General features: G+C 68.0%; 19 protein-coding genes. 10 read left to right on the top strand and 9 right to left on the bottom strand.

Annotated features, from left to right (window positions below; genetic code table 11):
- Window positions 1-151: 151 nt before the first annotated feature.
- From egtA to AC5Y5O_RS09455, 6 genes are read left to right on the top strand one after another with little or no spacing between them, the layout of a single operon-like run.
- Complete coding sequence (gene egtA, locus AC5Y5O_RS09480; protein ID WP_500024825.1) at window positions 152-1450, top strand: ergothioneine biosynthesis glutamate--cysteine ligase EgtA; 1299 nt, start codon at window positions 152-154, stop codon at window positions 1448-1450.
- Window positions 1447-2757 (top strand): ergothioneine biosynthesis protein EgtB, encoded by a 1311-nt coding sequence (egtB, locus tag AC5Y5O_RS09475; protein WP_096290435.1) that lies wholly within the window; start codon window positions 1447-1449, stop codon window positions 2755-2757. Before egtA ends, egtB begins: the two co-directional genes overlap by 4 nt.
- Complete coding sequence (gene egtC, locus AC5Y5O_RS09470) at window positions 2757-3479, top strand: ergothioneine biosynthesis protein EgtC (RefSeq protein WP_096290434.1); 723 nt, start codon at window positions 2757-2759, stop codon at window positions 3477-3479. Before egtB ends, egtC begins: the two co-directional genes overlap by 1 nt.
- Window positions 3479-4444, top strand: a complete 966-nt coding sequence (gene egtD / locus AC5Y5O_RS09465; protein WP_096290433.1) for an L-histidine N(alpha)-methyltransferase — start codon at window positions 3479-3481, stop codon at window positions 4442-4444. Before egtC ends, egtD begins: the two co-directional genes overlap by 1 nt.
- On the top strand, window positions 4441-5586 hold the full coding sequence (egtE, locus tag AC5Y5O_RS09460; RefSeq protein ID WP_096290432.1) for an ergothioneine biosynthesis PLP-dependent enzyme EgtE: 1146 nt from the start codon (window positions 4441-4443) through the stop codon (window positions 5584-5586). Before egtD ends, egtE begins: the two co-directional genes overlap by 4 nt.
- A gap of 11 nt (window positions 5587-5597) precedes the next feature.
- Complete coding sequence (locus AC5Y5O_RS09455; RefSeq protein WP_133160890.1) at window positions 5598-6170, top strand: VOC family protein; 573 nt, start codon at window positions 5598-5600, stop codon at window positions 6168-6170.
- A 6-nt stretch (window positions 6171-6176) separates the two neighbouring features.
- On the opposite strand, the gene AC5Y5O_RS09450 is transcribed toward AC5Y5O_RS09455, so the two are convergent.
- Complete coding sequence (locus tag AC5Y5O_RS09450; RefSeq protein ID WP_096290430.1) at window positions 6177-6869, bottom strand: class I SAM-dependent methyltransferase; 693 nt, start codon at window positions 6867-6869, stop codon at window positions 6177-6179.
- A 19-nt stretch (window positions 6870-6888) separates the two neighbouring features.
- The gene (locus tag AC5Y5O_RS09445; RefSeq protein WP_096290429.1) at window positions 6889-8364 is read right to left on the bottom strand and encodes a glutamate-cysteine ligase family protein; all 1476 of its coding nucleotides are present in this window, start codon (window positions 8362-8364) and stop codon (window positions 6889-6891) included.
- A gap of 145 nt (window positions 8365-8509) precedes the next feature.
- Between AC5Y5O_RS09445 and glpK the strand changes: the two genes are divergently transcribed.
- Entirely contained in the window at window positions 8510-10066 is a 1557-nt protein-coding gene (gene glpK, locus AC5Y5O_RS09440) for a glycerol kinase GlpK (protein ID WP_096290428.1), read from the top strand.
- 47 nt (window positions 10067-10113) lie between these two features.
- On the opposite strand, the gene AC5Y5O_RS09435 is transcribed toward glpK, so the two are convergent.
- Window positions 10114-10842 (bottom strand): PadR family transcriptional regulator, encoded by a 729-nt coding sequence (locus tag AC5Y5O_RS09435; protein ID WP_096290427.1) that lies wholly within the window; start codon window positions 10840-10842, stop codon window positions 10114-10116.
- 197 nt (window positions 10843-11039) lie between these two features.
- On the opposite strand from AC5Y5O_RS09435, the gene AC5Y5O_RS09430 reads away from it, so the two are divergent.
- On the top strand, window positions 11040-11417 hold the full coding sequence (locus AC5Y5O_RS09430; protein ID WP_341477113.1) for a hypothetical protein: 378 nt from the start codon (window positions 11040-11042) through the stop codon (window positions 11415-11417).
- An 11-nt stretch (window positions 11418-11428) separates the two neighbouring features.
- Here the strand turns inward: AC5Y5O_RS09430 and AC5Y5O_RS09425 are convergent, their stop codons facing one another.
- Window positions 11429-12358: an RDD family protein gene (locus AC5Y5O_RS09425; protein WP_096290426.1), complete on the bottom strand. Its 930-nt coding sequence runs from the start codon at window positions 12356-12358 to the stop codon at window positions 11429-11431.
- Between the two features lie 77 nt (window positions 12359-12435).
- Here AC5Y5O_RS09425 and AC5Y5O_RS09420 point away from each other — a divergent pair, with 77 nt between their 5' ends.
- Window positions 12436-13428, top strand: coding sequence for a stage II sporulation protein M (locus tag AC5Y5O_RS09420; RefSeq protein ID WP_096290425.1), 993 nt, complete (start codon window positions 12436-12438; stop codon window positions 13426-13428).
- Window positions 13429-13431: 3 nt separating this feature from the next.
- Here the strand turns inward: AC5Y5O_RS09420 and AC5Y5O_RS09415 are convergent, their stop codons facing one another.
- The 5 genes from AC5Y5O_RS09415 to AC5Y5O_RS09395 are packed head-to-tail and all read right to left on the bottom strand — an operon-like array spanning window position 13432 to window position 19008.
- Window positions 13432-14754, bottom strand: a complete 1323-nt coding sequence (locus AC5Y5O_RS09415) for a DUF58 domain-containing protein (RefSeq protein WP_096290424.1) — start codon at window positions 14752-14754, stop codon at window positions 13432-13434.
- The gene (locus tag AC5Y5O_RS09410; protein ID WP_096290423.1) at window positions 14754-15749 is read right to left on the bottom strand and encodes an AAA family ATPase; all 996 of its coding nucleotides are present in this window, start codon (window positions 15747-15749) and stop codon (window positions 14754-14756) included. The genes AC5Y5O_RS09415 and AC5Y5O_RS09410 overlap by 1 nt, the downstream gene beginning before the upstream one ends.
- Complete coding sequence (locus tag AC5Y5O_RS09405; protein ID WP_096290422.1) at window positions 15746-16885, bottom strand: DUF4350 domain-containing protein; 1140 nt, start codon at window positions 16883-16885, stop codon at window positions 15746-15748. Before AC5Y5O_RS09405 ends, AC5Y5O_RS09410 begins: the two co-directional genes overlap by 4 nt.
- On the bottom strand, window positions 16885-17538 hold the full coding sequence (locus AC5Y5O_RS09400) for a DUF4129 domain-containing protein (protein WP_096290421.1): 654 nt from the start codon (window positions 17536-17538) through the stop codon (window positions 16885-16887). The genes AC5Y5O_RS09405 and AC5Y5O_RS09400 overlap by 1 nt, the downstream gene beginning before the upstream one ends.
- Before the next feature lie 12 nt (window positions 17539-17550).
- Window positions 17551-19008: a DUF7847 domain-containing protein gene (locus AC5Y5O_RS09395; protein WP_500024818.1), complete on the bottom strand. Its 1458-nt coding sequence runs from the start codon at window positions 19006-19008 to the stop codon at window positions 17551-17553.
- On the opposite strand from AC5Y5O_RS09395, the gene AC5Y5O_RS09390 reads away from it, so the two are divergent.
- On the top strand, window positions 19007-19170 hold a 164-nt coding region (locus AC5Y5O_RS09390), incomplete at its 3' end, for a GatB/YqeY domain-containing protein (protein WP_500025121.1). The two genes, AC5Y5O_RS09395 and AC5Y5O_RS09390, sit on opposite strands and share 2 nt — an antisense overlap.

Here is a 19170-nt window from a genome sequence, read left to right as displayed (position 1 = left end):
AGGTAAGCCGTGCGGCGAGAACCTGCGGGAACGGGAATATGTCGGGGCGATCTGGAAGATGAAGAGACGGCGGCTATCGTTCGGATAGCTGCCCAACTTGGCGCTCGGCCCGGTGATGTTCCGGCGTGGTCGGGCCCGGAGGGATCGTGATATGACGCTCGCCGCTATCACCGCCGCGGCCTCGCAGCTAGATGCCGCCCGCCCGGCCGACTCCGAATTGACCAGTTCCGAGGAAGCCGCCCAGTACATCGCCGATGGCTGTTTGATCGACGGCCCGCTGGGGCGCGTCGGGCTGGAGATGGAAGCGCATTGCATCGACCCGGTCGATCCCTACCGGCGGCCGAGCTGGGACGAGATCACCGAGGTCATCGACCAGCTACCGCCACTGCCCGGCGGCAGTGCGGTGACCGTCGAGCCCGGTGGCGCGGTCGAACTGTCCGGGCCGCCCGAGGACGGCGTCGTCGGCGCCATCGAAGCGATGAGCAACGACCAGGCCGTGCTGCGCAAGGCCTTCGCCAATGCCGGGCTGGGACTGGTCTTTCTGGGTGCCGACCCGCTGCGGGCACCCGGGCGGGTCAACCCGGGCGCGCGTTATCGCGCAATGGAGGAGTTCTTCGCCGCGAGCAACTCCGCCGACGCGGGCGCGGCGATGATGACGTCGACGGCCTCGGTCCAGATCAACCTGGACGCCGGCCCGCAGGCGGGCTGGGCGGCGCGGATCCGGCTGGCGCACGCGCTGGGCCCCACGATGATCGCGATCGCCGCCAACTCCCCGATGCTGGGCGGCGACTTCTCCGGGTGGGTGTCCACCCGGCAGTGGGTGTGGGGCCAGATGGACTCCGCGCGCTGCGGGCCCATCCTGGGCGCCAGCGGGGACGACCCCGGCACCGACTGGGCGCGCTACGCACTGAAGGCACCGGTGATGATGGTGCACAACCCGGAAGTCCCGGACTTCCGAGCGCTCACCCACTACGTGTCCTTCGCCGATTGGGCGGACGGCTCGGCGCGGCTCTGCGATCGTCGGCCCACCCTCGCCGATCTCGACTATCACCTGACCACGCTGTTCCCGCCAGTGCGTCCCAGGCAATGGCTGGAGATCCGCTACCTCGACAGCGCACCGGACGCCCACTGGCCCGCGATCGCGTTCACGCTGGCCGCGCTGCTCGACGACCCGGTCGCGGCCGACGCCGCCGCCGCGGCGGTCGAACCCGTGGCCACCGCGTGGGACAACGCAGCGCGGCTCGGGTTGAGCGACCGGCGCCTGTACGAGGCCGCCATCGCCTGTGTGGCCATCGCGGCCGCGAAGGCGCCGCCCGAGCTCACCGACGCGATGGACCGGCTGATCCGCAACGTCGAGCGGGGCCGATGTCCCGGCGACGACTTCTCCGACCAGGTAATCGACCACGGCATCGCGGCCACGGTGTCGCAGTTGGCGCAAGGGGGGCTGTGACTCCGCGACAACGGATCGCCGACGATCTGGAGCGGGCGCGCACGCGCACGCTGCGGTTGGTCGATTTCGACGACGCCGAACTGTGGCGTCAGTACGACCCGTTGATGAGCCCACTGGTGTGGGACCTCGCGCACATCGGTCAGCAGGAGGAACTGTGGCTGCTGCGCGGCGGTGACCCGAGCCGCCCGGGGATGCTGGATCCGTCGGTCGAAGGTCTCTACGACGCCTTCGAACACTCCCGCGCCAGTCGCGTCGATTTGCCGCTCCTATCTCCCGACCAAGCCCGATCTTATTGCCGCACAGTGCGTTCCGCCGCGCTGGATGCGCTGGACGCATTGCCTGACGACCCCGCCGCAGACCGCGCGGCCTTCGTCTACGCGATGGTGGCCAGCCACGAAAACCAGCACGACGAGACGATGCTGCAGGCGTTGAACCTGCGCACCGGCGCCGCGCTGCTGCGTGACCCCGCCGTCCTGCCCGGGGGCAGGACGGGCCTGGCCGGGACGTCGGTGCTGGTGCCCGGTGGCCCGTTCGTGCTGGGCGTGGACGCCACCAGCGAGCCGTTCTCGCTGGACAACGAGCGCCCCGCCCACATCATCGATCTGCCGGCGTTCCGCATCGGCCGGGTCCCGGTCACCAACGGCGAATGGCAGCAGTTCATCGACGACGGCGGCTACCGGGACCGGCGCTGGTGGTCGGACCGCGGCTGGGAGCACCGCTGCGGCGCGGGGCTCGGCGCGCCGCAATTCTGGGGGCCCGACGGTCGCACCCGCACCCGCTTCGGCTACATCGAAGACATTCCGGCCGACGAACCCGTGCAGCACATCACCTACTTCGAGGCCGAGGCATACGCGGCCTGGGCGGGCGCGCGGCTGCCCACCGAAATGGAATGGGAGAAGGCTTGCGCGTGGGACCCCGTCACCGAGTCCCGGCGTCGCTACCCCTGGGGAGCGCAGGACCCGTCGCCGGAGTTCGCCAACCTCGGCGGCGCCGCGCTGCGGCCGGCCCCGGTCGGCGCGTACCCCGCCGGCGCGTCGGCGTATGGCGTCGAGCAGATGCTGGGTGACGTCTGGGAGTGGACCAGTTCACCGTTGCGGCCCTGGCCCGGCTTCGTCCCGATGATCTACGACCGCTACTCCCAGCCGTTCTTCGACGGCGACTACCGGATTCTGCGCGGCGGATCGTGGGCCGTCGAATCCGCGATCCTGCGGCCGAGTTTCCGCAACTGGGACCACCCGATCCGTCGTCAGATCTTCTCCGGCGTCCGCCTGGCCTGGGATGTCCCCGACGCGGGGGACTGCGCCTGATGTGTCGTCACCTCGGCTGGCTCGGCGCCGACGTCAGCGTCTCCTCGCTGATTCTCGATCCGCCCTTCGGCCTGCGCGTGCAGTCGTATTCCCCGCGCCGGCAGAAGCACGGCTTGATGAACGCCGACGGTTGGGGCGTCGGGTTTTTCGATCGTTCGTCCGGCGGCACTCCAGCAGACGGTGTGCCGCGGCGCTGGCGCAGCACCGCCCCGCTGTGGGGCGACACGTCACTGGAATCGGTCGCGCCCGCGCTGCGCAGCGGCTGCGTGGTGGCCGCGGTCCGTTCGGCGACCGTCGGCATGCCGCTGGACGTCAGCGCGACGGCACCTTTCACCGACGGACAGTGGCTGCTGTCGCACAACGGTGTCGTCGATCGCGGCGTCCTGCCCTTGACCGCGACAGCCGAATCCGTCTGCGACAGTGCGATGTTGGCAGCCACCATATTCTCGCTGGGGCTCGAGGTGCTCGGCGAGACCATCGCGCAGATCGGGACTCTCGATCCCAACGCCCGGCTGAACGTCTTGGCCGCCAATGGGTCTCGCCTGCTGGCTACCGCCTGGAGGGACACCCTGTCCATCCTGCGCCGCGACGACGGTGTGGTGCTGGCCAGCGAACCCTACAACGACGACTCCGAATGGGAGGACGTACCCGACCACCACCTTGTCGAAGTGAGCACTAAAGGCGTAACGATGACCCCGCTGGACGAGCCGAAAGGATTTTGATGACACTGACGTTGTCCAACCATCTCGCCGCCGACTCGGCGTACCACGCATTGCGCCGCGACGCGCTCGACGGTCTGCAGCGCACGCCGAAGAGCTTGCCGCCCAAGTGGTTTTACGATTCGGTCGGTAGTGATCTCTTCGACCAGATCACCCGCTTGCCGGAGTATTACCCGACTCGGGCCGAGGCGGAGATCCTGCGCGGCCGGGCCGCCGAGATCGCCTCGGCCAGCGCGGCCGACACCCTGGTCGAACTCGGCAGTGGCACCTCGGAGAAGACGCGCCTTTTGCTGGACGCGCTGCACGGCCGCGGATCGCTGCGCCGTTTCGTACCGTTCGACGTCGACTCGACGATCTTGTCGACCGCGGCGGCCGCCATCCAGCGGGAGTATGCGGGTGTCGAAATCAAAGCTGTCTGCGGCGATTTCGAGGAGCACCTCGGCGAGATTCCGCGCGGCGGTCGGCGCCTGTTCGTGTTTCTCGGGTCGACGATCGGCAACCTCACGCCCGGGCCGCGGGCGGAATTCCTCAAGTCCCTCGCCGACGTGATGCAGCCCGACGACACCCTGCTGCTGGGCACCGACCTAGTCAAGGACATCGGTCGGTTGTTGCGCGCCTACGACGATTCCGCCGGGGTGACGGCCCGGTTCAATCGCAATGTGCTCGAGGTCGTCAACCGCGAACTCGACGCCGATTTCGACGTCGAGGCCTTCCGGCACGTGGCGCGCTGGAACGCCGACGAGGAGCGCGTCGAGATGTGGCTGCGGACCGACCGGCCGCAGACGGTCCGGGTCGGCGCCCTGGACCTGACCGTCGAGTTCGCCGCCGGCGAGGAGATGCTGACCGAGGTGTCGAGCAAGTTCCACCCGGGTGGCGTGAGCGCCGAGTTGGCCGGCGCCGGACTGCGTCGCGTCCGCTGGTGGACCGACGCCGCAGGCGATTTCGGGTTGTCGTTAGCGGTCAAGTGAGCGATGGCGGGTCGCTGGCCGACCGATGGCGGGAGGCCCGCCCGCCCGTAGCCGGTTTACACCTGGACAGTGCCGCCTGCTCGCGCCAGAGTTACGCGGCCATCGACGCCGCCGCGCAGCACGCCCGCCACGAGGCGGAGGTCGGTGGATATGTCGCGGCGCAGGCCGCGACACCGACGCTCGACGCCGGGCGTGCCGCGTTCGCCGCCCTGGCCGGGATGACCGACGCCGAGGTGGTCTACACGACGGGATCGCTGCATGCGCTGGATCTGCTGCTGGGCAGCTGGCCCGCCGAGCGCCGGCGGCTGGCCTGCCTGCCGGGCGAATACGGTCCCAACCTCGCCGTGATGGCTGCCCACGGATTCGACCGGCAGTTGTTGCCGGTCCTCGAGGATGGCCGCCTCGCGCTCGACGACGCGGCCTACGCCCTCGGCGACGACCCGCCCGATTTCGTCCACCTAACCCCGGTCGCCAGCCATAGCGGTGTCGTGCAACCGATTTCGATGATCGCGAAATTGTGTCGCGAGTTGGGGCTGCCGCTGGTCGTCGACGCCGCCCAGGCGCTGGGCCAGGTCGACTGCGCGGTCGGCGCCGACGTCACCTATTCCTCGTCGCGCAAATGGATCGCGGGTCCACGCGGGGTGGGCTTCCTGGCGGTGGAGCCCGACGTGATGCGGCGGCTCCATCCCCGACTGGCCGCCCCGCAGTGGTCTGGGTCATTCTCGGTGGCCCAGCAGCTCGAGTTCGGCGAAGCCAATATTGCTGCGCGAGTGGGTGTTTCGGTGGCGTTGGGTGAGTATCTGGCGTTCGGTCCCGATGCGGTGCGCGCGCGACTGGCCGAACTCGGCGGCATCAGCCGCACGACGCTGGCTGACGTACCGGGGTGGGCGGTGCTCGAAGAGGTCGAAGAGCCCAGCGCCATCACTACTTTGGCGCCGGTCGAAGGCGCCGACCCGCAGACCGTGCGGGACTGGTTGCTCGCCGAGCGGCGAATCCTGACCACCTTCGCCGGTGTGCAACGGGCGCCACTGGAGATGACCGCGCCGCGGCTGCGGATCTCGCCACACGCCGACACTACCGCCGACGATCTGGAACGCTTCGCCGAAGCGCTGATCGCCGCGACCGCCGCAACGGCGACGTGACGGAAGCCGCGATGTCCACCCTGACCTGGCTCGGCGTACCTGGTGACGAAAGTTCCTGGAGTGCACTGGGATTCGTTGTGAATGACGGCACGATCCGGATCGGACGGGTGGGCTGTGCGCTAACGGTCGAGCGGGGCTGGGGGTTCGACGAAATCTGCGCGCAGCCCGACGCCCTCGGGGTGCCGACGGCGGTCCACCCGCCGGTGACCGGCGCGGTGCACCCTTGCGGTGTCACTCACGTCGACCACATCGTCTACACGGTGCGCGAATTGGAGGCTGCCATCACCGCTCTCACCGCGGTGCTCGGTGCGCCGCCGCGTCGACGGTTCCACCCGCGGGGTGCCCAAGGTCCCGAGATGGCGTTCTACCGGGTCGGCGAAGGCTTCATCGAGGTGGTTGCCGCGGGCGGCGAGCCGGCGCTGATCGGGCTCGCGCTTTGGTCGCCCGACCTGGACGCCACCGTCACCGCGATTCGTGCAGCCGGCGGTCCGATCGGTGATCCGAAACCCGCGGTGCAGGGCGGGCGGATCGCCGGCGTATGGCAGGGCCACCTGGACTGGGGTCTGGCCATTATGGGGCCGTGACCTGAATCAGCCTGCCTTGTGCGCCGTCAGCAGATAAGCGGGAAGCTTCGTCCGTCCCTTTTCGTCGCGGTCGTGCGGCGGGAACTGGAACGGCGCGTCGGGCATGGCGTGGATGTTCGCGTGGATGTAGGCGGGCCGAATCTCGTCGATCTCCCAGTATTTGCTCACCGCGGCGCGCAACTCGTCCTCGTCCACCTCGTTGGGCTTCTCGTCCATCTCGGCAGGGAAGGCACCCTTGGCGAACACGAGCACGTAATAGTTGGCGCCCGGGGCGGCCGCGCGGTGCACCGAACGCAGGTAGTCGTCGCGGCCCTCAACCGGCAGCGAGTGAAACAGCGTGCTGTCGGCGATCGTCGCGAACCGGCCCTCGGAGCCGGGCGGGTAGTCGGTGAACGAGGTGATGTCGGCCTGGACGAAGCTGGCGGTGCGCAAGCCGCGTTCCTCGGCGGCCTTGGTGGCCGCCGCGACAGCGGTAGGCGTGAGGTCGATGCCCACCACCGTGTAGCCCTGGGCGGCCAGCGTCAACGACAGCTCGGCGACGCCGCAACCGGCGTCCAGCACGTCGCTGTGGAATTTCCCGGCCGCGATCAATGCGGCCAATTCGGGCTGTGGCTCACCGATATTCCACGGCGGAGGCCCCGCGAACTCGCCCTGCTCCCGATAAGCGCTGTCCCAGTCCATGACCTCGTCGGTTGCCATGAATCCAACCTACCCGCGGTCAGCAGGGCCAGGTGTGGACCGGTTCGTTGGCGTGCATGTGGTCGCAATACCGGCGCAGCATCTCGGCCAGCGCCGCGCGCCGCGTCATGCCGGAGTCCTGCAGCGCGCGCACCGTTGCCACCTGCCAGCTGGCCCCGTTGCGGCCGGCCTTGGCCCGGCCCTCGACGACGCCGAGGAAACGGTCGCGCACCTCGACGTCTACCCCCCACCGGCGCAGTCCTTCGTCGGCGATCGGTAGCAGCGTGTCCAGTACCAACTTGGTCGCCGCCACCTCACCGAGCCCGGGCCAATGCAGCACGGTGTCCATCCCGTGGCGGGCCGCTTCGAGAAAATTGTGATGCGCCGCAGCGAAACTCATCTTCGCCCACAGCGGGTGCTCTTCCTCGGACAAGGTGCGCAGCGTGCCGTAGAAGAACGCGGAGTTGGCCAGCATGTCTATGACGGTGGGCCCGGCCGGCAACACCCTGTTCTCCAGCCGCAGGTGTGGGCGCCCGTCGACCACGTCGTACACCGGCCGGTTCCATCGGTACACGGTGCCGTTGTGCAGGCGAAGTTCGGAAAGCCGGGGGATGCGGCCCGCGGCGATCTCGGCGGCCGGATCCTCGTCGGACAATTCGGGCAGCAGGGACGGAAAGTAACGGATGTTCTCCTTGAACAGCTCGAGGATCGAGCTGATCCAGCGCTCGCCGAACCACACTCGCGGCCGCACCCCTTGAGTCTTGAGTTCCTCGGGCCGGGTGTCGGTGGACTGCGCGAACACCTCGATACGGGTCTCCGACCACAGCTGATGACCGAAGAAGTAGGGCGAGTTGGCGCCGAGCGCCAGCTGCGGGCCGGCCATCACCTGCGCCGCGTTCCAGTTCGGGGCGAAGTCGTCGGGAGCCACCTGCAAGTGCAATTGCATGCTGGTGCAAGCGGATTCGGGAGCAATGGTCACCGATTCCCAACTCAGCGGCTCCGGGCCGGAGATATGTATCGGAATGTCCTCACCGCGCGCACTGAAGATCGAGTCGTTGAGCGCGGCGTACCGCCTCGAATCGCTCATCCAGCCGTCGCGCGACAGATGCTCGGGCATCAGCGTCGGCAGGATGCCGATCATCACTATGCGGGTGCCCTCGGCACCGGCCTTGGTCTGCGCGTCGTTGAGGCTGGCCCGCACTTCTGCCTCCAAGTCCAATCCGGTGTGTCCCGGCAGCGGGCGGGGAGGCACGTTGAATTCGATGTTGTAGGCGCCTAATTCCTTCTGGTAGGCCGGATCTGCGATGGCATCGAGCACCGGCCGGTTCGACATGGCGGGCTGATAGTCGGCATCGACGAGATTGCATTCGATCTCCATGCCGGTAAGCGGACGGTCGGAGTCGAAGCGTGACTGGGCGAGCATCGTCTCGAAGACGTCGAGACACAGCTGCACCTTGCGCCGGTACTCCCGCGCGTGGGCGCGGTCGTACGTGGTGCGCTTGACCTCTTCGCCCACATCGCCGATGGAACAGGGTTACCGGCGGTAGCGCAAGGGCGACCGGACTCCTCGGCGGCGGATTGCGCCGGCGCGGGTGCGCCCACCAATCGCGAATCGGGTCGGTTAGCTGCAGATCTGGTGGGCCGGTCCTCCATCATGGACGATGGCAGGAACGTGTCGCAGTTCACGACGAAGGAGACAGGTGGCCGAGTTCGTCGCAGCTATCGATCAAGGCACCACCAGTACCCGCTGCATGATTTTCGATCACGACGGCGCCGAGGTCGCACGTCATCAGCTCGAGCATGAGCAAATCCTGCCGCAGGCCGGCTGGGTCGAGCACAATCCGATCGAGATCTGGGAACGTACCTCCTCGGTATTGATGTCGGTGCTCAATACCTCGAAGTTCTCAACGAAAGACATTGCCGCGCTGGGAATTACAAACCAACGCGAGACGACTCTGGTGTGGAATCGGCGCACCGGCCGGCCGTATTACAACGCGATCGTCTGGCAGGACACCCGTACCGACCGGATCGCGTCGGCGTTGCAGCGCGACGGGCGCGGCGACGTGATCCGCCGAAAGGCCGGCCTGCCGCCGGCCACCTATTTCTCCGGCGGGAAGCTGCAGTGGATCCTGGAGAACGTCGATGGCGTGCGCGCGGCGGCAGAAAACGGTGACGCCTTGTTCGGCACCCCGGACACCTGGGTGTTGTGGAATCTGACCGGCGGTGTGCGGGGCGGGGTGCACGTCACCGACGTGACCAATGCCAGCCGGACCATGCTGATGGACCTGGAAACGCTGGACTGGGACGACGAGCTGTTGTCGTTCTTCTCGATTCCGCGCGCGATGCTGCCGGCGATCGCGTCGTCGTCACCCACGCAGCCCTACGGCGTCACGACCGCGGATGGGCCGCTCGCCGCCGAGGTGCCGATCACCGGCGTGCTGGGTGACCAGCACGCCGCGATGGTCGGGCAGGTGTGTCTGTCCGCGGGAGAGGCGAAAAACACCTATGGCACCGGCAATTTCCTGCTGCTCAATACCGGCGAGACCATCGTGCGCTCCGACAACGGGCTGCTGACCACGGTCTGTTACCAGTTCGGGGACGCCAAGCCCGTCTACGCGCTGGAGGGCTCGATCGCGGTCACCGGCTCGGCGGTGCAGTGGCTGCGCGATCAGCTCGGCATCATCAGCGGTGCCGCGCAAAGCGAATGGCTGGCCCGCGCGGTGCCGGACAATGGCGGGGTGTACTTCGTCCCGGCGTTCTCCGGGTTGTTCGCCCCGTACTGGCGTTCCGATGCGCGCGGTGTGATCGTCGGGCTGTCGCGGTACAACACCAACGCGCATCTGGCCCGCGCGACGCTCGAGGCGATCTGCTATCAGAGCCGCGACGTGGTGGACGCGATGGCAGCGGATTCCGGTGTGCGCCTTGAGGTGCTGAAGGTCGACGGCGGCATCACCGGCAACGAGCTGTGCATGCAGATCCAGGCCGACGTGCTGGGCGTGGACGTGGTGCGGCCGGTGGTCGCCGAGACCACCGCGTTGGGTGCCGCGTATGCGGCCGGGTTGGCCGTCGGGTTCTGGGCCGACCCCTCCGACCTGCGGGCCAACTGGCAGGAAGACAAGCGGTGGACGCCGGCTTGGGACGACGATCAGCGCGCGCAGGGATATGCGGGCTGGCGTAAGGCGGTGCAGCGCACGCTGGATTGGGTCGACGTGTCGTAGCGAAGTGCCCGTCGGCGAATGGCCGACGGGCACTTGCCAGCGCAAGGTCAGTCCTCGCCGAGGATGCCGTAGACCTCGCGGCGCGCGTTGTTCAGAATCTCGATGATGCGCTGCTGCTGTTCGGCGGTGGCGGTGTGCGCGGATTGCGCGACCGCCCCGAACAGCTGGCCGATGGCCGACCGCAGGTTCATCTGGCCGGGGTCGGCGCCTTCGGCGATCTCGTCCCACGGCGGGGTCTCGACCTTCTCGGCGGCCGCGCGCCCTTCTTCGGTCAGCTCGAAAAGCTTCTTGCTGCCGTCGGTTTGGCTCGCGGTGATCAGGCCCTCGTCGTCGAGCAGTTGCAGCGTCGGGTACACCGAGCCAGGGCTGGGCTTCCAGATTCCATTGCTGCGTTCGGCGATCTGCTGGATCATCTCGTAGCCGTGCATCGGCCGCTCGGCGAGCAGTGCCAGGATGGCCGCCCGCACATCACCGCGTTTGCCGCGGTTGTGGCCGCCGCGACGCCAGCCGCCGCGTCGTCCGCCGGGCCCGAAACCGAACCCGGGGCCAAAGCCCGGCCCGAAGCCGGGGCCGAAGCCCGGGCCGAAACCGGGGCCGAAGCCCTGATCGCCGGCCTGGTCGCGGAGGGTTTCGAAGAATTCCCGCCGGGCCTGTCGCCGTGTGCCGTGTAGCGCACGTCGCTGCTCACGGCCGTGGCCGTGGCCGGGGCCGAAGCCGAATCCAGTGCCGGGATGACCCGGGAATGGTCCCTCAGGGGGAGTGAATGGGTTGCTCATTGTCTAGTCCTCAATGTTTTCGGGTTGCGCACTGTCTGTGCGCTTCGGAATATCACGATATATCGCAAACGATCGCGATGCAACGACGGATTCCGGGCAGCTTCGGATCGAAGCGATATTTTGCGGCGCTGAACTGCGGAAAAGACTCGTTGCGAGGTTTCGTTTGTCCCGGATGGGCGACGGGTACGGACTTCGGGATGAACGCAGAGAACCCGACGTTCAGCGACACGCATCGCAGGGCACCGGGGCGCCACGACGACGGCCAGGACCGGCCCGTGTGGCCGTGGGTGAACTGGGGTTTGGCGCTGTCGACGGTGCCCGCCGCCGCGATCGTCATGCTCTTCGCGCTCGGCGCCGCGATGAGTAACGACGGATGCACCGGCCGCAGCTGCCCCAACCTGGGCGGCGGAATTGATTTCGGCGTGGCCTTTTACGGGGCGCCGCTGGTGGCCTTCGTCGTCATCCTGATCACGTTTTTCACGGCCAAACGCCGCGGCGGCATCGCGGTGCCGCTGCTCGGATGGGCGTTATTGGTCGCCGATGTGGCGCTGATGGCGGCCTCTGTCGCGCGCTAGTCGCGAGGTGACTAGCGCGGCGGCGCGAAGCCGCCCGTTTGCTGTTCCTGCTGCGGCGGCGTCGGCTGCGGTGCTGCCGGCTGTGGCCACGGGACCGGTGCCGGCTGCGGCATGGCTGCCGGCGGTGCGGCGGGCCACCCGGGCGGAGCGTGGAATTGCGGCCCGGCAGTCCAGGGTCCCGGCGGTGGGGCCGGTGGCATGGCCGTGCGCAACCGCGCCAGCTCGCGACGGTGGCGTTCGGCCAGGACAGCGGCCAGGATCTGCTCGGGCGCAGTGCCGGGCGGCGGCGGCGGTGCGATCCGGGAGACCACATCGCCGGCGATTCGGTAGGACATCTGCATGCGCAGCGCAGGGTCGAGTTGGTGTGCGCGGGAAAGGAATTGGCGCGCGACTTCGGCCTGGCCGGCATCGAGATTCGACAACTGCAGCGACGACGCCCACCACGCCAGCGACGGAGGCATCATCGGGGGCGGCCCCAATCGTGGCCCGCGTTCACTGACGACGACCGTGCCGGCGAAGATGTCCCCGACGCGCTTGGCCTTCGACGAGAAAATGCTGCAGATCACGGCCGGGCTCCCGGCGAGCATCCAGATTTCCACCACCGATGCCAGCGCGCGAAAAAGGGCCTGCCGGAAGCGTTCCGGGCCGCCGTCGTCGGACACCACGCGCAAGCCCATGATGATCTTGCCTACCGAGCGTCCCCTGGTGGCCGTTTCGAATGCCATCGGATAGCCGACCATCACCAGCACCGTGAAGATGATCAGGATGGCCCCGCTGAGCGCGCCGTCGAATTGGGTCAGCGTCGCCGCCCAGAGCATCAGCCCGACGACGTACAGGAGGAAGATCACCGTGATGTCGATCAGCGCGCTCAGGGCTCGCACCGGCAGCTGGGCGATCTGCACGTCCAGCACCACGGCGTCCCCGGTCACCACCTCCGACATAACACCGAACGGTACAGGTTCGCCGGGTGCGACCGGCTGTCGTCGGTGACCCCGAAAAACCGATTAGGCTGCCAAAGGTGGACGTCGACGCATTCGTGCTGACCCATCGCCCCACTTGGGACCGGCTTGACCAGTTGATCAAGCGGCGCAGGTCACTGACGGGCGCGGAGGTCGACGAACTCGTCGAGCTTTACCAGCGAGTGTCCACCCATCTGTCGATGCTGCGGTCGGCGTCCTCGGATTCGCTGATGATCGGTCGACTGTCCAGCCTGATCGCGCGTGCCCGTTCCGCGGTCACCGGCGCCCATGCGCCGCTGACCAGCACGTTCACCAGGTTCTGGACGGTGTCCTTCCCGGTGACCGCATACCGTGCCTGGCGGTGGTGGTTGGCCACCGCGGTGGCCTTCTTCGGCGTCGCGGTGATCATCGCGGTATGGGTGGCGAACAATCCCGATGTACAGGCCGCGGTCGGAACACCCAGCGACATCGACCATTTGGTCAACCACGACATCGCCGAGTACTACAGCGAACATCCTGCCGCGGCGTTCGCCCTGCATGTCTGGGTGAACAACTCCTGGGTCTCTGCCCAGTGCATCGCGTTTTCGGTGTTGCTGGGCCTGCCGATTCCGTTCGTGCTGTTCCAGAATGCCGCCAACCTGGGTTTGATCGCGGGGCTGATGTTTCAGGCCGGCAAGGGCGGCATCCTGTTGGGTTTGCTGCTCCCGCACGGGCTGCTGGAGCTGACCGCCGTGTTCCTGTCCGGGGCAGCGGGGATGCGCCTGGGATGGTCGGTGATATCACCCGGAGATCGGCCCCGCGGACAGGTGCTCGCCGAGCAGGGCCGGGCCGTGGTGTCGGTAGCGATTGGGCTCGTCGGCGTGCTGCTGGTGTCCGGGCTGATCGAAGCCATGGTGACGCCGTCACCCTTGCCGACGTTTATTCGTATCGCCATCGGGGTCCTCGCCGAGGCGGCGTTCTTGACCTACGTCATCTACTTCGGGCGCCGCGCGGTGCAGGCCGGGGAGACCGGCGATATCGACGATGCGCCCGACGTGGTTCCCGCTGCCTGAAACTTATAGCCGCCCAGTCGCTTTCATCGCCAAGTAACGGTCGGCCAGCGCGGGCGCCAATTCGTCGGGTGGCGCATCGACGACTTCCACCCCGCTTTGGCGCAGGCGTGTCGCGATCGCACGGCGGTCGTTGCGGGACCGTTCGGCGGCCGCCGCGTCGTAGACCGCCGCCGCATCCGAACGCCCGGCCGCCATTTGGTCCACCCGAGGATCGGAGACCGCGGCGACCAGCAGATGGTGCTTGGACGACAGCTGCGGTAGCACCGGCAGCAGTCCCTCGTCCAGAGCGGTGGCGTTAAGGTCGGTCAGTAGCACCACCAGCGACCGCCGCCGGGTACGCCGTGCTATCGCGGCAACCATTGCACGCCAGTCGGATTCGACCAGTGTGGGCTGCAGCGGGGCCATCGCCTCGACCAGCTGGGCGAGCAGCTCGGTACGCGATGCGCCGAACACCCCGGCCCGAGTCAACCGGTCGTGAGCGAGGAAGTCGACATGATCGCCGGCCCGCGATGCGAGCGCCGCCAGCAACAAGGCGGCGTCCATCGACCAGTCCAGCCGGGGCCAGCCCGCGGGGTCGGACGCGGTCGGATCCACACCCACGCGGCCCGCCGCCATGCGCCCGGTGTCGAGCACGATCACCACCCGCCTGTCACGTTCGGGCCGCCAGGTGCGGACCATCACGTCGGAGCGCCGCGCCGAAGCGCGCCAGTCGATGGACCGCACGTCGTCGCCGACGACATACTCACGCAGCGAGTCGAATTCGGTTCCCTGGCCGCGGATCAGCGTCGGCAGCAATCCGTCGATCTCGCGCAGTTTGGCCAGTCGCGACGGCAGGTGCTTTCGGGACAGGAACGGCGGCAGCACCCGGACCTGACCGGGCACCGGCTGTGAACCCTGCCGTCCGGCCAATCCCAGCGGGCCGATCGACCGGGCGGTGACCGCCGCCGCGCGCTGGTCGCCCCGGCGGACCGGTCGCAGGTGCGTCTGGACCTGCTGGACATTCCCGGCGGCGATCTTGACCGCGTGAATGCGCGGTTCGGCGCGCGCGCTGGGAGGCCAGGCATCGCGGATCTGGCCGCGGAAACGGCGGGAGCCGTCGTTGTGGATCTCCAGCCTGATGTCCACCGGTTGACCAAGCCGTACCGAACAGTTCGGCGAACGGACATAACGCAGTTTGCGGGTACTCGCGGCGAGCGCGATATCGACAACCACGGCGACCGCCAGCGTTGCCAACAGCACCTCGAAAACCTTTGCCGGCCAGGGAGAGAGCGCGATCGGGATGATGCAGATCAGCGCCACCAGGCCGGTGCGCCCGGTCAGAATCACTAGCGCGGCACCGGGACCGATGCCAGGATGCCGTCGAGCACTCCGTCAGGCGTCGCGCCCTCGAGTTCGGCTTCGGGGCGCAGCATCACCCGGTGCCGCAGCGTCGGGCGGGCCATCGCCTTCACGTCGTCGGGAGTGACGTAGTTTCGGCCCGACAGCCACGCCCAGGAGCGCGCGGTGCCCAGCAGGGCCGTCGCGCCACGCGGTGACACGCCCAGTTGCAAGGCAGGGGAGGAGCGGGTCGCTCCAACGATGTCGACGATGTATCCCAGTACCTCGTCGGCGATCAGAACCTGTTGCACCGCTTGCCGTCCCGCAGCCAGTTCGGCGGGCCCGGCGACCGGTTTGATCGCGGACAGATCGCGGGGATCGAAGCCGTGCGCGTGCCGGCCCAGGATGGCGATTTCGGAATCACGAGACGGCAGCGTCACATTCAGCTTGAGCAGGAAGCGGTCGAGCTGCGCTTCCGGCAACTGATACGTGCCCTCGTATTCGATGGGGTTCTGGGTGGCGGCGACGATGAAAGGGTCTGGCAGCGGCCGAGCTTCGCCGTCCACGCTGACCTGCCGTTCCTCCATGGCCTCGAGTAGCGCGGCCTGCGTCTTGGGTGGGGTGCGGTTGATCTCGTCTGCCAGCAGCAGATTGGTGAACACCGGGCCCTGTCGGAACGCGAACTCGGCGGTGCGCGCGTCGTACACCAGTGAGCCGGTGACGTCACCGGGCATCAGGTCGGGGGTGAACTGCACTCGCTTGAATTCCAGTTGCAATGCCGCGGACAGCGCCCGGACGAGCAGTGTCTTCGCCACGCCCGGAACACCTTCCAGCAACACATGCCCGCGACACAGTAGCGCGATCACCAGGCCACTGATCACCCCTTCCTGTCCGACGACGGCCTTGGCAAGTTCGCCGCGCAACGCCAGCAGTGCGTCGCGCGCCGAGTCCGCGAGTGGGGATTGTGCCGTAGCGGCTGGTGGGGCGGAAGGGGACTGTGTCACGAGTGGGTGACCTGCCTTTCGATGTCGTCGAGCGCACGGGAGAGTTGGAGCAAGTCGTTGTCGGTGCCCGGCGGCGGGCCGAACAGGTGGTAGGAGACGAATCCCGGGTCGATCCCGGTGCGTTGGGCGACGGTCATCACCACCGCCTGTGCCGGGGCGCCGGTACCCAGGCCGAGCCGGGGCAGCAGCCGCTGCAGCGTCGCGGTGCGCAGCGCGGCGGCGGCGCGATCGCGTGCCCGCCGGGATCGGTACAGCCGGCCGCGGCCCTCCACGGTCTCCGAGGCGCGCACCACGACGGGCAGGTCCTCGGCCACCAGCGGGCCGGGCCGTCGGGCCTTCCACAGCGCGAACAACAGCACGACGACCCACAGTTGCCAGACGATCCAGTTAACGTTGTCCGGGATCAGGTCGAAAATCGATGTGGCGGAATTTGTTTCATCTTCGGTATGGTGCGGGGCGTACCAGATCAAGCGGGGCCGGTCGCCCGCGAGATTCATCGCCAGCGCGGCATTGCCCGCCTGCGTCAGGGCTTGGTTGGTCATGAAGTCGCTGCTTCCGACCGCGGTGATGGTTCGGCCGTTGTCCCGGAAACGAATCAGCACACCGTCGTAACAGCGGGTGATCACCCGGGTGTCTTTGACGTCGAATGTGTCGGCGGGGCCGAAACGAACCGATCCGGCCCGAGCGGCCTCGCGCAGCGTGCAGTCCGGATTGCTGTCAAAAGAACTGGCGCCCGAGATGCGCACGCCGGGCAGCAGGGCCTCGCGGGTCCGCGCCGTTGGTTCGACCAGGAGCAGATCCCCGGGTGCCTTGGCCAGCCGGTCCAGCATGTCTTCGGAGAGGAATTGGCTCTGCGCCAACAGGATTTGCGTGTCGGGACGGGCCGCGTGTTCGACGTCGGCGAGGTTGTCGGCCACCACGACGTCGACACCGCCGTCGCGCAGCAGGGTGACCAACGCGTGGGCGCCGTCGGTTCCGGTCGACTCCGCGTCCAGACGGGCACCCGGTCGCGGCGCGGTCAGGTAGGCACCGAGCCAGGCGATGGCTGCCAGCACAACCAATATGAGGATGACGCCGCGCCACGACCGCCATCGGCCGGTGCTCGCCGTTGCGGGTTGAGATGCGGTGGTGGCCATCACCGCACCTGAGCCCATGATTCGGCCGGGGTGTACTGCCCGGACGTGGATGGGGTGGCCGGAGCCCGCATCCGCAAATGGTCGTCGAGGTCGGCGATCATCTGATATGCGGACTGGGTGCCCGGCACCTCCCCGTACGTGACGTCGTTGAACGCCGTTGCCGCTTGCGGCAATTCACCGGTCAGGTGAGGCAACACCTCGCCTGCGTCTCGGGCCAGCTCGTTGGCGGTGCGCCCAGGCGCCGGATTCAGCACCCCGGTCTCTTCGAGTTGGCGCGCGATGGCTCGCAACCGGTGTCGAATGGCGGCGGTCCAATTCCCTTCCGCCGCATAGCTTTCCGCCGTCGCACGATGCTGAGCCGCGGTCAGCTGAGCGGCTTCGAATAGTTGGTAGTCACCGCGGCGCCTGCTGCGCATGGTGCGTCGCGCGGTGTGGATGGCAACCACGATTGCGATGGCCAGCAGGGTGAGCAGCACCGCGGTGGTCAACCAGCCGCCGGGTAGCGAGGAGGTCTTCTGTAACAGCCGGTACAGCAACTCGTTGATCCAATCCATGAGCTGCTGGGTCGCGGACGCCTTGGTATAGATCGGCTTGCTGAGCTCGTCGGCTGCGGCCTGGTGAGCGGCATCACGGTCGATGTCGATAGAAGGCACTGTGGTTCTCGCTCAGCCCGCTAATGGCCGGGTCAGCCAGAGGTGGTCGGTCGAGGCGGCTGCGTACGGTCCGCTCGCCGCACCGGATTGCAGTACCAGATCGAATGCCTCGGCGCGGATGCGGCGGTCGGTGTAGAGCAGCACGATGACGCCGGCGTTGAACGGCGCCGTGATGATCTGGCCGATCGCCGATCCGATCGACGTGATCATGGTGCCCAGCAGCAGAAGTCCCGTGGACGGCATTCCGGCCAGCATCACCTGCCCGACGATGCTGAACGGTGCGCTGATCGCCCCGGAGACGACACCGGCCACGATGAACGTCAGCACCCGGATGCCCAGCACCCGCCAGAAGCCATTACGAAGCAGCGCAAAGGATCTGGTGATCGCATCGAGGACCGGCAGCCGCTCCAGCACGATCAGCACCGGCGCGAACAGCACGACCATGTACAGGTACATCATCAACGCGATCAGGGCCAAGAACATCGGGATACCGATCAGCACCGCCGCGGCCCCGTTGCCGATCGCCGCGATCAGCGCGATGATCACGGCGGCGAGCCCGAACAGTGCGGCCACGACGGCGAATTCCAGCAGCGCCAGGCCGAGCAACGGGAGCAGCCGCCCACGGATCTTGGCCCACGTCTCGCCGATCGTGATCGACGATCCGAACACCGCCCGCCCGACGATGACGGTGAGCATTCCGGACAGCAGCATGCTGCCCAGCCAGGTGACCAGCACGCCGACACCCATCGAGCCGAACCACGCGCCGACCACTCCCCAGTTCATTTCTGCCGATCGGTCGTCGGTGATCCCGCCGAACGCGGCAATGGGCCCCACGGTCGCGACCAGCGAAATGATCTGCATGACCACAACGACGATGGCGGTCAACCCCAGCGTGGCCTTCGGGTTGGTGCGGATGTAGCCGACCGCGCCGTTGAAGATGTCGCTGAGGCTCAGCGGGCGCAGCGGGATGATCCCGGGTTTGATGCCTCCCGGCGCCAGCTGGGGCGATCCGTAGCCGGGCGGCGCGCCGTAGCCGGGTGGTGGCCCGTAGCCGGTTGGGGGCCCGTAACCGGGAGGTGGGCCGTAGCCGGGCGGGGGCCCATAACCGGGAGGTGGGCCGTAGCCCGGTCCGTAGCCAGGCGGTGGGCCGTAACCGGGTGGTGGGGTGTAACCGGGTGGTGGGGTGTAGCCCGGTCCGTAGCCAGGCGGCCCGTAAGCGGGCTGTGCCCCGTACCCGGGCGGTGGACCGCTGCGCGCGGGCGGCCCCGGCGGAAAGGCGCCGGGTGTGGGCCCTGCAGGCGGCGGGCCGGCCGGATAGCCAGGCGGAAGCGAGCTCACCGTGTCCGGCAGCCGTCGTGGTTCGTCATGGGGTCCATCCTGTCGGCGGTCGGGGCTTTTCTCAATCTTGCCCAGTGTCCGGTCCCGCCACCGCTGGCCTGCACAGTCCGGGCGCGTAGCGTCTCTGGGCATGGCGGAACTCAAAGCCCGGCTTCGGGCGGACCTCACCGGGGCGATGAAGGCCCAGGATAAGTTGCGGACCGCGACCCTGCGCATGTTGCTGGCCGCTATCCAGACCGAGGAAGTCTCCGGCAAGGAGGCCAGGGAGCTTTCCGATGACGAAATCCTCAAGGT

The sequence above is a fragment of the Mycobacterium sp. NGS40 genome, from assembly GCF_059812735.1.
Note: the sequence above shows the minus strand (reverse complement) of the source record. Positions and strands in the feature narration are given on the sequence as shown.

What these genes read in the sequence shown, in the direction of transcription:
- glpK (WP_096290428.1), top strand. Translation starts at nt 8,510, where the DNA reads ATGGCAGGAACGTGTCGCAGTTCACGACGAAGGAGACAGGTGGCCGAG.
- AC5Y5O_RS09455 (WP_133160890.1), top strand. Translation starts at nt 5,598, where the DNA reads ATGTCCACCCTGACCTGGCTCGGCGTACCTGGTGACGAAAGTTCCTGG.
- AC5Y5O_RS09430 (WP_341477113.1), top strand. Translation starts at nt 11,040, where the DNA reads ATGAACGCAGAGAACCCGACGTTCAGCGACACGCATCGCAGGGCACCG.
- AC5Y5O_RS09435 (WP_096290427.1), bottom strand. Translation starts at nt 10,842, where the DNA reads ATGAGCAACCCATTCACTCCCCCTGAGGGACCATTCCCGGGTCATCCC.
- egtC (WP_096290434.1), top strand. Translation starts at nt 2,757, where the DNA reads ATGTGTCGTCACCTCGGCTGGCTCGGCGCCGACGTCAGCGTCTCCTCG.
- AC5Y5O_RS09425 (WP_096290426.1), bottom strand. Translation starts at nt 12,358, where the DNA reads ATGTCGGAGGTGGTGACCGGGGACGCCGTGGTGCTGGACGTGCAGATC.
- AC5Y5O_RS09450 (WP_096290430.1), bottom strand. Translation starts at nt 6,869, where the DNA reads ATGGCAACCGACGAGGTCATGGACTGGGACAGCGCTTATCGGGAGCAG.
- AC5Y5O_RS09405 (WP_096290422.1), bottom strand. Translation starts at nt 16,885, where the DNA reads ATGGCCACCACCGCATCTCAACCCGCAACGGCGAGCACCGGCCGATGG.
- egtA (WP_500024825.1), top strand. Translation starts at nt 152, where the DNA reads ATGACGCTCGCCGCTATCACCGCCGCGGCCTCGCAGCTAGATGCCGCC.
- egtD (WP_096290433.1), top strand. Translation starts at nt 3,479, where the DNA reads ATGACACTGACGTTGTCCAACCATCTCGCCGCCGACTCGGCGTACCAC.
- AC5Y5O_RS09395 (WP_500024818.1), bottom strand. Translation starts at nt 19,008, where the DNA reads ATGCCCAGAGACGCTACGCGCCCGGACTGTGCAGGCCAGCGGTGGCGG.